Here is a 12,155-nt window from a genome sequence, read left to right as displayed (position 1 = left end):
GCACGTCCCGTTCCCGGTGGCCGGGCCGATGGCTCCGCCGGCCACCGAGCAGCCGCAGGCCGACGCCCCGTCCGGCTGGCCGGGGCCGGAGAGCGCGGCGGCACAGCCCCAGCCCCAGCCCCAGCCGTACCCGGTGCCGGTGCCGGTGCCGACGCCGCCCGCCACGGCCGGCCAGGCGGGGCAGCCCACCGCGCCGCAGAACTTCGCGCAGCCGCCCGTGCGGCAGGCGCCGCCGCAGCACCCCCAGGACCCGCAGGGGGCGCAGCCGGTGTGGGACGCGCAGGCCGCGTGGGCCGCGCAGCAGGCCCAGCAGGCCGCCGCCGCGCAGCAGCCGGCCCCGGCCGCCCAGCCCGGACCGGTGCCGCAGCCCGGACCGGTGGACCCGCGCCAGGGCGGCTGGCCGCAGCCCGTCGCGTACCAGCAGCCGGCGCAGCCCCAGCCCGGCCCGCAGGGCCAGCCGCAGCCCGTTCAGCCGCAGCAGGTCCAGCCCCAGCCGCAACCCGCTCAGCCGCAGCCGCAGCCGTGGCAGCAGCACCCGCAGGCCCCCCAGCCCAGCGCGTTCCAGCAGGCCGCCGTCCCGCAGCAGACCGCGCACGGCGCGCCGCTCGGCTACACCGCCGCCGTCGAGCTGTCCTCGGACCGGCTGCTGCGCAGCCAGCCCAAGCAGCAGCGCCAGCAGCCGCGCTTCCAGTTCGGCGGCAAGGCCGCGGCGGCCGAGAAGGCCCGCAAGCTGGAGATCATCCGCACCCCGGTGCTGAGCTGCTACCGGATCGCCGTGATCAGCCTCAAGGGCGGCGTCGGCAAGACCACGACCACCACCGCGCTCGGCGCGACCCTGGCCAGCGAGCGCCAGGACAAGGTGATCGCGATCGACGCCAACCCGGACGCCGGCACCCTGGGCCGCCGGGTCAAGCGCCAGACCGGCGCGACCATCCGCGACCTGGTGACGGCCATCCCGCACCTGCGCAGCTACATGGACATCCGTCAGTTCACCTCGCAAGACCTGAACTCGGGCCTGGAGATCCTGGCGAACGACGTCGACCCGGCGGTCTCGACCACCTTCAACGACTCGGACTACCGCCAGGTGATCGACGTGCTGGGCCGCCAGTACCCGATCATCCTGACCGACTCCGGCACCGGCCTGCTGTACAGCGCGATGCGCGGGGTGCTGGATCTGGCCGATCAGCTGATCATCGTCTCCACCCCCAGCGTGGACGGCGCCTCCAGTGCCTCGACCACCCTGGACTGGCTCTCCGCGCACGGCTACGCGGACCTGGTCCAGCGCAGCATCACCGTGGTCTCCGGGGTGCGCGAGACCAGCAAGATGATCAAGGTCGAGGACATCGTCGCGCACTTCCAGACCCGCTGCCGCGGCGTGATCGTGGTGCCGTTCGACGAGAGCCTGGCGGCCGGCGCCGAGGTCAACCTCGACATGATGCGCCCCAAGGTCCGCGAGGCGTACTTCGAGCTGGCCACCCTGGTCGGCGAGGACATCGTCCGGGCCCAGCAGAGCGCCGCCCAGCAGGCCGGCTGGCAGCAGCAGGCGCAGGCGCCCTACCCGCAGCCGTACGCCGACCCGCAGCAACAGCAGCCGTACCCGCAGGCCGGCCAGCCCGCCCCCGGGGCGCCGTGGGCCCCGCAGCCCGGCCAGGCCCCGCCGCCCCCGCCCGGGTACGGCTACCCGCAGCAGCCCGCCCCCGGGGCGCCCTGGCCTCAGCAGCCGGGACCGGGCTACGGCTACCCGCCGCAGGCGCCCCAGCAGTGAGACGGACGGAAGGGCCCGCCGACACCGGTCGGCGGGCCCTTCCCCTCGTTCCTCGGCTCAGCGGCCGTCGGTCAGCTCCCGCGCCCGCTTGACGTCGTCGGCCATCCGGTCCAGCAGCGCGTCGATGGAGTCGAACTTCTCCATCCCGCGCAGGTAGGCCAGGAAGTCCACGGCCACGTGCATCCCGTACAGGTCCAGGCCGACCCGGTCGATGGCGTACGCCTCCACGGTGCGGGAGGTGCCGTCGAAGGTCGGGTTGGTGCCGACCGAGATCGCCGCCGGCATCCTCTCCCCGTCCGCGGTCAGCCAGCCCGCGTACACGCCGTCGGCCGGGATCGCGCTGTGCGGCACGGTCTCGACGTTGGCGGTCGGGTAGCCCAGCTCGCGGCCGCGCTGCGCACCGCGCACCACCACGCCCTCGACCCGGTGCGGGCGGCCCAGCACCTCGTTGGCGCCGGCCATGTCCCCGGTCTCGACCAGCCGGCGGGTCAGGCTGGAGGAGAACGGCTGGCCGTCCCCGGCCGTGCCGCACACCTGGAGGTCGATCACCTCGACCTCGAAGTCGTCCGCCCGGCCCAGCTCACCGAGCAGCGCCACGTTCCCGGCGGCCCGGTGCCCGAAGCGGAAGTTGGGGCCCTCGATGACGAGCCGCGCGCGCAGCGCGTCCACCAGCACCTGCCGGACGAAGTCCTCCGGGGACTCCTGCGAGAACTCGGTGGTGAACGGCAGCACCAGCACCGCGTCCACCCCGAGCTCCGCGATCAGCTCGGCGCGACGCGGGTGCGGCGCGAGCAGCGGCGGGTGGCTGCCCGGCCGGATGACCTCGCGCGGGTGCGGGTCGAAGGTCACCACGACCGAAGGGAGACCGAGTTCGCGGGCGCGCTCGACCGCCCGCCCGATGATCAGCTGATGCCCTCGGTGAACCCCGTCGAACGAACCGATGGTGACGACGCTGCGTCCCCAGTCACCGGGGATCTCCTCCAGGCCACGCCAGCGCTGCACCTGACCGCTCCTTGTTCCGTACGGCGCGTACCCTCTGTACGCTCAAACGCTCAAAACCCGAACCCCTATAGCGTGCCATGCGCCTGCCCCGGCTCAGGCACCGGAATACGGGTTGAGCGCACCGACGGCCCCGCCGCCCGCTCGGGCAGCGCCCGCTCGGCGTCGGCGGCAGCATGCCGAGGGTCCCGTCCGGCCGTGGCCGGAGCCCGCATCCGGGCCGGCCGAGGGCCCTCCTGAGCGGCCGGCGCGGCCCCGGACAGCGGGTGGGCGAGCAGCAGGGCGAAGGCCTCGGACCGCCGGGCGCAGCGCGCCAGGAGCTCGTCCGCGCCCGGCAGGCCGGGGGCGACGCGGGCCAGCACCGCCCGGGCCCGGGCGGGCCGCTCGGCCCCGCAGTGCTCGGCGAGCCCCTCCACGGCGGCGGTCAGCACCGCCGGGTCGGTCTCGGCGGCGAGCAGGGCGTCCAGCAGCTCGCAGCGCAGCGCGTCCGCCGCCGGGTCGGCCACCGGGACGGACAGCGCCCCGGCGAACGGCCGCCGCACCGCCGCGCCGCGGGCGGCCAGCGCGGCTCCGAGCAGCGCCCGCAGCTCCAGCCGGTCGGCCGGGCCGACGGCGCCGGCGCGGGCGAGCCGGCGGCCGAGGTAGTCGACGGCGACCGGGCCGGCCAGCCCCGGGTCCGCCCGCAGCAGCCGGACGGCCAGCTCGGCGCCCCACCGCACGGCCGCCGGGGCGGTGGCGCCGGCGAGCACCCGCAGCGTCTCGGCGGCGGCGCCCGGGGTCACCGAGCGGTCGGCGAGCGCGGCCAGGACGGGCTCCGGATCGCTGTCCAGGGCCGGGGCGAGTGCCCGCGGGGTGAGGAAGGCGTCCCCGCCCGCCCGGAACCGGTCGAGCGCGGCCGGCAGGTACGCGGCCCGGGTCGCCGGATCGCCGACCAGCAGGGCCAGCGCGGCCCCGTGCAGGCCCGGCTCGTCCTCACGGCCGAGCAGAGCCAGCGCGGTGTACCTCAGCAGCTCGGCCCCGGCACCGGAGGCGTACGGGGCGACCCGCAGGGCGTGCACGGCGGCCGCGACGTGCCGCTCGGGCCGCCGGTCGTGGCTCCAGCGGTCGACCGCCCGGCAGAGCGCGGACGGCTCCTCGGCGGCGAGCACGGTGAGCAGCGCGTCCGCCGTCGGGTGCGCGGCGTCGGCCAGCGCGTCGGCCAACTCGTCCAGGGCGAGCCGTCGGTGGGCGTGCAGCAGGTCGTGGGCGAGGTCGGCGGTGGTGCGGCCGGGTCTACCGGGCAGACCGCGCGGCTCCTCGAACCAGGCGCAGAGCAGCGGGACCACCGTGACCGGGTCGGCGCGCAGCCTCCCGGCCACCGCGGCGAGGAAGCGCTGCTCGGGTCCGTCGGCGGCCACCAGGCGGCGCAGCAGGGCGAGTTCGGCCTCGACGGGCAGGCCGAGGCCGGTCCAGAAGGCCGGGCCCAAACAGCCGAGCCCGGCTGCCGGGAGCACCGCCCCGCCCGCCGCGCCCGCCCGTTCGGCGATCCGGTCGGCCACCTGGCCGAGCAGCGCCCGGTGTTGGGCCGGGTGGGGGCTGGCGGCCAGGCCCGCGGCGAGCAGCCGGGCCGCCCACCAGGCGGGTTCGCTGCCCGGCGGGCGCAGGTCCAAGGCGCGCCAGATCCGGTGCAGCCACGGGTCCAGGGCGTCGGCGCCCCAGGTCTCGGCCACCCGGCGCAGCGCGGCGGCGACGGGGCCGATCCGGTGCCGGGGAACGGCGCACGCCCCGGCGGCCGCCTCCCCGGTCCGGTGGTCTCCGGGCCCGGCGGGCCCGGGCTGGGTGTCCTCGGCCTCGCCGAGCAGCAGCCGCAGCGCCGCGTCCAGGTCCAGGTGCCGGGCCTGCACCCAGTCCGCGAACTCCCCGTGGGCGAAGCGGAATCCGAGCCCGGCCGGGACGAACAGGCCCTCGGCGAGCACCGCCGCGGCCCAGCCGCCCTCGGCCGGGAACAGCTCCTCGAACGCGGCCCGGTCCAGCCCGCCGGACGCCTCGCCGCCGAGCGTCAGCCGGGCCGCTTCGTGCACCCGTCCGGCCACCGCCGTCGCGAGCCGGCGCACCCACCCGGGTCGCGCCACGCCCCGCCGCGCCACGCCCGGGCGGTGGGCGCCCGGGCGGCGCGACCGGCCGTCCCCGGCCAGCCGCTGGGCCACCCGCAGGCAGCACAGGTCCAGGAAGGCGTCGAAGAGCTCGCCCCGGCGCACCGGCCCGGCGCGCAGCCCCTCGGCCCACAGCTCCCCGGCCAGCCGGACGGCCAGCGGGTGCCGTGCGTCCTCGGCGGCGGCCGGGTGGCCGGGCGGCAGCCCGTAGCGGCGGCGCACCCGCTCGGCCGCCTCGAGAGGCAGCGGCCCGAGCCGCCGCCCGGCCAGGCTCGGCCCGCCCGGGCCGCGGCCGTCCGTCCGTACGGTGGGGGCGCCGCCCAGGTCGCCGTCCGGGTGCCGCTCCCGCGTCCGGGCCGGTCCGGGGCCGCCACCGCCCCAGGCCTCGGCCGCGAGCCCTTCCCACAGCTCCTCCCCGCAGGCGGTCAGCAGCCTGGCCCCGCAGCCGGTCAGCCACCGGCCCGCGCCGCGCAGCCAGCGCGCGTCCACCGGCAGCGGGGCCTCCTCGGGGCCGTCCAGGACCACCAGCAGCGGGCGGCCGGCCGCCGCGCACAGGGCCGCCGCCGGCTCGGGCGCGGGCGCCGGGACGCCGAGTCCGGCCGCCGCCGCGGCCAGCGCCCGTTCCACCGGCTCGGCGAGCGACCGGTCCCCGGCGCGCAGGTCGGCGCCACGCAGCCAGAGGGTGGGCAGCGGCTCGGCGGCGGCCACGCGGCGGGCGGTCAGCGCGGCCAGCTCGGTGGTGCGCCCGCTGCCGGGGGCGCCGACCAGCACGGTGACGGTCGTGGCCGGCTCCTCCCCGGCCAGGCCGTCCGGCCGGTCCACCCGGTCCGCGGCCAGCCGGGCGATCCGCCCCGGTCCGGCCCCGGCGGCGGTGGCCTGGGCGGCGGTCAGCCGCAGCACTCCGGCCAGGTTGAGCGCCCGCCCGTAGCCGGGCACCGTCGCCGCGTTGCCCGCCAGCAGCCCGGCCAGGGCCCCGGAATCCGCCGGCCCGCCGCCGACCGCAACGGCCGGCAGCGCCCCGCCGTGACGGGGTCCGCGCACGGCGGGCGCGGCCAGCGCGACCACCGCGCCGCCGCGGGCGTCCAGCACCGGCGAGCCGGCCGGCACGGTGACCCCGGCGACCACCGGCACGTCCAGCAGCAGCACCCCTCCCAGCAGGTGCCCCCGGTACTCCGCGCCGGTGGCTCCGAGCAGCCCGCAGCGCAGCGCCACCACCCGTCCGTCCTCCCCTGCCAGGGCCGGCAGCAGCACCTGGTGCCCGGGCGCGGCGGCCATCGGCAGCGGGGGCACCGGCAGCCCTCCGACGGCGTCGGTGCGCAGCAGGGCGAGCCCGTGCTCGGGCAACGGGAGGACGGCGCCCGGGCCGAGCACCCTGGTCTGCCCGCCGGGGGTGTGCAGGACGATCCGGTCCAGGCCCGCCACGCTCTCGTGCGCCGTCAGCACGCCGCCCTGCCGGTCGGCGACGAACCCCAGGCCGCGCAGCCGCCCGTCGAGGTCGCGGATCCGCAGCAGGTACCGCCCCGGATCGTCCTCCTGGAACCCCGGCATCCCCGCGCCCCTTCGACCGTCGCTCGCCCGTCTGCCCGCCCGGGGAGCCTGCCCGTCGGGGTGGCGGCCCGACCGCGCCCGCGCCGCTCACCACCGGTGTTCACTCCGCACGCCCCCTCGTACGGGTGAAGGGGCGCCCAGGTACGGCGAAGCCCCCGTCGGGATGAATCCCGACGGGGGCTCAGACGACGGCGACGGGCCGTCAGCCGACGAAGACCGCGACCGGCTTCGCCTGCCCGCCCTTCTCCTCGACCAGCGCCAGGAAGCGCCCGTCAGGCCCGAACACGGCGATCGGCCCGTCCACGCCCAGTCCGGGCGCCTTCAGCCGGGCGCCGTGCGACAGCTTCTGCGCCGAGGCCTCGTCCAGGTCCCAGCGCGGGAAGGCGGCGGCCGCGGCCTCGCCGATCGGCAGCACCTCCAGCCCCTTGGCGGACTCGCCGGTGACCTCGGCCTCCAGCTGTTCCAGGGTGCGCGCCGACTCGACCCCGTACGGCCCGACCTTGGTGCGCCGCAGCGCGGTCAGGTGCCCGCCGACGCCCAGCCCGGCGCCGAGGTCCCGGGCCAGCGCCCGGATGTAGGTGCCGGAGGAGCACTCCACGGTGACGTCCAGGTCGATCACCGGGGTGCCGTCCTCGGCGACCGCCGCGCGCTGCTCGTGCACGGTGAACGAGTGGATCGTGGTCGGCCGGGCCGCCAGTTCGAAGTCCTCGCCCTCGCGGACCCGCGCGTACGAGCGCTTGCCGTCGATCTTGATCGCGCTGACCTTCGACGGCACCTGCATGATCTCGCCGGTGAGCGCCGCGATCCCGGCGTCGATCGCCTCCCGGGTGACGGCGCCGGCCGGGGCCGAGGAGGTCACCTCGCCCTCGCGGTCGTCGGTGACGGTCGTCTGGCCGAGCCTGATGGTCGCCTCGTACGTCTTGGCGGTGAGCATCAGGTGGCCGAGCAGCCGGGTGGCCCGCTCCACGCCGATCACCAGGACGCCGGTGGCCATCGGGTCCAGCGTGCCGGCGTGCCCGACCTTGCGGGTCCCGGCCAGCCACCTCAGCTTGGCGACGACCCCGTGCGAGGTGATTCCCTCGGGCTTGTCGACGATCACCAGGCCGTCCGGGCCGGTGCCTTTGCGCTTCATCGAGTTCTTTCTCTCAACCGTCAATTGTTCTGGGGCGTCAGCTCTGAAAACGTCGAAGAACGTCAGAGACGATCAACGTACCGGCCCCAGCGCGGCGCGGAACCGCTCGACCACCGCCGCCACGTCCTCCCGGACGCTGAACCCGGCCGCGAAGACGTGTCCCCCGCCGCCCAGTTCGGCGCAGGCCGCGGCGACGTCCACCGCGCCCTTGGAGCGCGAGGAACCGCGCAGCGTCCCGTCCGGGTCCTGCTTCAGCACCAGCGCCACCTCGGCCTCGGCCGGGCGGCGCAGGATGTCGATCAGCCCCTCGATCTCCTCGACCGTGACGCTGAACAGCGCGAGGTCCTGGTACGGCACCCAGGTCCACACCAGGCCCAGCCCCTCGGCCGCCTCCGGCTCGTAGACGGCCCGGTCGAGCGCGCCCGCGAGCACCTTGAGGTAGCCGAAGGAGGAGGTGTCCCACAGCTGCCGGGAGATCAGGTCGTGCCGGATGCCGGTGGCCAGCAGCCGCCCGGCCAGTTCGTGGGTGGCGGGCGTGGTGGCCCGGTACTTGAACGAGCCGGTGTCGGTGGCGACCCCGGTGTAGAGGCAGGTGGCCAGCTCCTGGTCGAGCTCGACGCCGAGCCGGCGCAGCAGTTCGTCGACCAGCACGGCGGTGGCCGGCGCGGTCGGGTCGATCAGCTGGTGGGTGCCGAAGCCCGGGTTGGAGGCGTGGTGGTCGAACACCACCAGGACGGGCGCGGCGAAGGCCTTGTCGTGCAGCAGGCCGAGCCGGCTCCGCGCGGCGACGTCGAAGCAGAGCACCAGCTCGGGCACCTCCGGCACCTCGTCGGCCGGCACGATCAGCTCCTGGCCGGGCAGGAACGCCAGCGACTCGGGCACGATCTGCGGGTCGTCGCCGAAGGAGACCCGCACCCGCTTGCCGAGCGCGCGCAGCGCCAGCGCGGCCGCCAGCGAGGAGCCCAGCGCGTCGCCGTCCGGACAGATGTGGCAGATCAGGTCGATCGAACGGGCCCGCCCGATCTCCGCCACCACCTGCTGCCAGACCAGCTCGAACCCGCTCTCCTCGGTGCGCGGGGCCGGGAGCGCCGCGAGGGCACCCTCCACCGTGCTGGTGGAGGACGCCCCCGTGGTCGATCCGGCTCGCGAGGCGGCCTCGGCCGGCTCACCCGCCATGACTACTCGTCCTCGTCGTCACGCTCGGACGCCGGGACCCGGTACGGCTCCGCGTCGCCGGCGTAGGCCGCCCCGGCGGCCTGGGTGCGCACCGCGGCGTCCGAGGTGCGGGCCCGGTCGAGCAGGTCGTCGATGTTCCGGGCGTTGTCCGGCAGCGCGTCCGCGACGAAGGTCAGCGTCGGGGTGAAGCGCACCCCGATCTTGCCGACCTCGGAGCGGATCACGCCCTTGGCGCTCTCCAGCGCGGCCGCGGTGGCCTCGCGCTCGGTCTCGTCACCGAAGACGGTGTAGAAGACGGTGGCCTCGCGCAGGTCCCCGGTCACCCGGGTGTCGGTGATGGTCACGAACCCCAGGCGGGGGTCCTTGATCCGCCGTTCCAGGGTCTGGGCGACGACCACCTGGATGCGGTCGGCGAGCTTGCGCGCCCTAGCGGTGTCGGTCACGTTGCCTCCTCGTGCAATGGGCCCGGTACCCGGGTGAGCTGCGCACCCGTCGGGGCCCACGCCCCAAAGTACCGGCCCGCGCCCGGCCTTGCGGGCGCTCTCGGTCCTGATCCGTGTGAGAACGGCGACTTCCGTCGACCGGCTCCACGGCTCTCATTCGTCGTCGTCGTTGTGGTAGCGCCTCCTCGCGGAGAGGAGTTGCACCTCGGGGCGGCCGGCGACCAACCGCTCACAGCTGTCCAGGACCTCGGTGACGTACCCGGCTTCGCCGGAGACCACCGCGAGGCCGATCTCGGCCCGGCGGTGAAGGTCCTGGTTCCCGGTCTCGGCAGCGCACACGCTGTACTTGCGCTGCAGTTCGGCCACGATGGGCCGCACGATCGAACGCTTCTCCTTGAGCGAGTGGACGTCGCCCAGCAGCAGGTCGAAGGTGAGTGTTCCCACGAACATGTGTGACAGGTCAAGCCGACCTGGAAGGCCTCGGGGAGCAGCCCGGAACCGGGCTGACACCCCAGGACCCTACACAGCGAGACCGGGGCCGGTCGAAGGGAATTCCACCCGTCGACCGGCCCCGGCTGACACCGACTAGGCGCGCGGCTTCTCGCGCATCTCGTAGGTCTCGATGATGTCCTCGACCTTGATGTCGTTGAACGACCCCAGGGTGACACCGGCCTCGAAGCCCTCGCGGACCTCGGTCGCGTCGTCCTTGAAGCGGCGCAGACCCTCGATGGTGAGGCCCTCCGCCACGACCTTGCCGTCGCGCAGCAGGCGGGCCTTGGTGTTGCGGCGGATGATGCCGTCGCGGACCAGGACACCGGCGATGTTGCCGAACTTGGAGGAGCGGAAGACCTCGCGGATCTCCGCGGCGCCGAGGCGCACCTCCTCGTACTCCGGCTTGAGCTTGCCCTTGAGGGCGTTCTCGATCTCCTCGATCGCCTGGTAGATGACCGAGTAGTACCGGACGTCCACGCCTTCCTTGTCGGCCGCGGTACGCGCACGGCCTTCGGCGCGCACGTTGAAGCCGATGATGATGGCGTCCGAGCCCATCGCCAGGTCGACGTCGGACTCGGTGATCGCGCCGACGCCGCGGTGCAGCACCCGGAGCTCGACCTCCTCGCCCACGTCCAGCTTGACGAGGGCGTCCTCGAGGGCCTCGACCGAACCGGAGACGTCACCCTTGATGATGAGGTTGAGCTGCTCGATGGAGCCGGCGGCGATGGCCTTGTCCAGGTCCTCCAGGGACACCCGGACCCGACGCTGCGCGAAGGCGGCGTTGCGGTCACGGGCCGAGCGCTTCTCGGCGATCTGGCGGGCGGTGCGGTCCTCGTCGACGACGATGAAGCTGTCGCCGGCGCGGGGCACCGAGGTCAGACCGAGCAGCAGCACCGGACGGGACGGGCCGGCCTCGGCGAGGTTGTTGCCGTTCTCGTCCAGCATGGCGCGGACGCGGCCGTAGGCGTCGCCCACGACGATCGAGTCACCGACGCGGAGGGTACCGCGCTGGACCAGGACGGTCGCCATGGCGCCGCGGCCCTTGTCCAGGTGGGCTTCGATCGCAATACCCTGCGCGTCCTGCTCGGGGTTGGCCCGCAGGTCGAGCGAGGCGTCCGCGGTCAGGACCACGGCCTCCAGCAGCTGGTCGATGTTCAGACCCTGGCGCGCGGAGATGTCGACGAACATGGTGTCGCCGCCGTACTCCTCGGCCACCAGGCCGAACTCGGTCAGCTGGCCGCGGACCTTGGTCGGGTCGGCGCCCTCGACGTCGATCTTGTTGACGGCGACCACGATCGGCACACCGGCGGCCTTGGCGTGGTTCAGCGCCTCGACCGTCTGCGGCATGACACCGTCGTTGGCCGCGACCACCAGGATCGCGATGTCGGTGGACTTGGCACCACGGGCACGCATGGCGGAGAACGCCTCGTGACCCGGGGTGTCGAGGAAGGTGATCGGGCGCTCTTCGCCGTTCACCATCGTCGCCACCTGGTAGGCACCGATGTGCTGGGTGATGCCACCGGCCTCGCCGGCCACCACGTTGGACTTGCGGATCGCGTCCAGCAGTCGGGTCTTACCGTGGTCGACGTGACCCATGACGGTGACGACCGGCGGGCGCGGGGCCAGCTGGTCCTCGTCGCCCTCGTCGGCACCGAAGTCGATGTCGAACGACTCCAGCAGCTCGCGGTCCTCGTCGTCCCGGCTGACGATCTCCAGCTGGAAGCCCATCTCGCCGGCCAGCAGCTCGAGGGTCGCGTCGGAGACCGACTGGGTCGCGGTGACCATCTCACCGAGGTTGAACATGACGGAGACGAGCGCGGCCGGGTTGGCGTTGATCTTCTCCGCGAAGTCCATCAGCGAGGCGCCGCTCGACAGGCGAACGGTCTGGCCGTTGCCGCGAGGCAGCATCACACCGCCGACGGACGGGGCCTGCATGGCCTCGTACTCCTGGCGCTTCGCCCGCTTCGACTTGCGGCCACGCGCCGGGCGACCGCCCGGGCCACGACCGAAGGCACCCTGCGTGCCACCACGGGCACCCGGGCCGCCGGGACGACCGCCGAAGCCGCCGGGACGCGGGCCGAAGCCGCCACCGCCGCCGGGGGCACCGCCACCGGGACGCGGGCCGCCGAAGCCACCGCCACCGGCCGGGCGCGAGCCCGGACCGGCCGGACGGCCCTGGAAGCCGGGACGGGCACCGCCGCCGGCACCCGGACCACCCGGACGACCGCCGGGGCCACCCGGACCACGGCCACCCGGACCCGGACGCGGGCCGGCCGGACGCTGCGGCATCATGCCCGGGTTCGGGCGCGGCATGCCGGACGGGGTCGGGCCACCGGGACGCGGCGCGGCCGGACGCGGCATGCCGTCGGGACGCGGGGCGCCACCCGGACGGGGGGCACCGGCACCGGGGGCACCGGCCGGACGCGGACGGTCGCCACCCGGACGGGGGGCACCGGCACCGGGGGCAC

The 12,155-nt window shown here is 75.6% G+C and carries 8 protein-coding genes; 1 reads left to right on the top strand and 7 read right to left on the bottom strand.

The features are described from left to right. A partial coding sequence (locus ACFRMQ_RS28925) for a MinD/ParA family protein (protein WP_380733608.1) occupies positions 1-1,765 on the top strand: 1,765 nt, incomplete at its 5' end. A gap of 57 nt (positions 1,766-1,822) precedes the next feature. Here the strand turns inward: ACFRMQ_RS28925 and ACFRMQ_RS28920 are convergent. The 7 genes from ACFRMQ_RS28920 to infB form a co-directional block, all read right to left on the bottom strand. After that, positions 1,823-2,767, bottom strand: a complete 945-nt coding sequence (locus ACFRMQ_RS28920) for a bifunctional riboflavin kinase/FAD synthetase (RefSeq protein ID WP_380733607.1) — start codon at positions 2,765-2,767, stop codon at positions 1,823-1,825. Positions 2,768-2,832: 65 nt separating this feature from the next. After that, positions 2,833-6,444, bottom strand: coding sequence for a serine protease (locus ACFRMQ_RS28915; protein WP_380733606.1), 3,612 nt, complete (start codon positions 6,442-6,444; stop codon positions 2,833-2,835). A gap of 202 nt (positions 6,445-6,646) precedes the next feature. After that, the gene (gene truB / locus ACFRMQ_RS28910; protein ID WP_380733605.1) at positions 6,647-7,576 is read right to left on the bottom strand and encodes a tRNA pseudouridine(55) synthase TruB; all 930 of its coding nucleotides are present in this window, start codon (positions 7,574-7,576) and stop codon (positions 6,647-6,649) included. Positions 7,577-7,648: 72 nt separating this feature from the next. Next, positions 7,649-8,752, bottom strand: coding sequence for a bifunctional oligoribonuclease/PAP phosphatase NrnA (locus ACFRMQ_RS28905; RefSeq protein WP_380733604.1), 1,104 nt, complete (start codon positions 8,750-8,752; stop codon positions 7,649-7,651). Between the two features lie 2 nt (positions 8,753-8,754). Next, positions 8,755-9,195, bottom strand: coding sequence for a 30S ribosome-binding factor RbfA (rbfA, locus tag ACFRMQ_RS28900; RefSeq protein WP_380733603.1), 441 nt, complete (start codon positions 9,193-9,195; stop codon positions 8,755-8,757). A 153-nt stretch (positions 9,196-9,348) separates the two neighbouring features. Continuing rightward, a complete protein-coding gene (locus ACFRMQ_RS28895) occupies positions 9,349-9,645 on the bottom strand; it encodes a DUF503 domain-containing protein (protein WP_030289887.1) in 297 nt (98 codons plus the stop codon). 135 nt (positions 9,646-9,780) lie between these two features. After that, positions 9,781-12,155 (bottom strand): translation initiation factor IF-2 (gene infB, locus ACFRMQ_RS28890; protein WP_380733602.1); only part of this gene is annotated, 2,375 nt, incomplete at its 5' end.

The organism is Kitasatospora sp. NPDC056783 (assembly GCF_042789895.1).
Lineage (GTDB): Bacteria > Actinomycetota > Actinomycetes > Streptomycetales > Streptomycetaceae > Kitasatospora.
The sequence above is the reverse complement of the archived record's forward strand: the minus strand, read 5'-3'. Positions and strand labels throughout refer to the sequence as shown.

Coding starts and splice junctions, on each gene's coding strand:
- ACFRMQ_RS28915 (WP_380733606.1), bottom strand. CDS start 6,444: ATGCCGGGGTTCCAGGAGGACGATCCGGGGCGGTACCTGCTGCGGATC.
- truB (WP_380733605.1), bottom strand. CDS start 7,576: ATGAAGCGCAAAGGCACCGGCCCGGACGGCCTGGTGATCGTCGACAAG.
- ACFRMQ_RS28905 (WP_380733604.1), bottom strand. CDS start 8,752: ATGGCGGGTGAGCCGGCCGAGGCCGCCTCGCGAGCCGGATCGACCACG.
- ACFRMQ_RS28895 (WP_030289887.1), bottom strand. CDS start 9,645: ATGTTCGTGGGAACACTCACCTTCGACCTGCTGCTGGGCGACGTCCAC.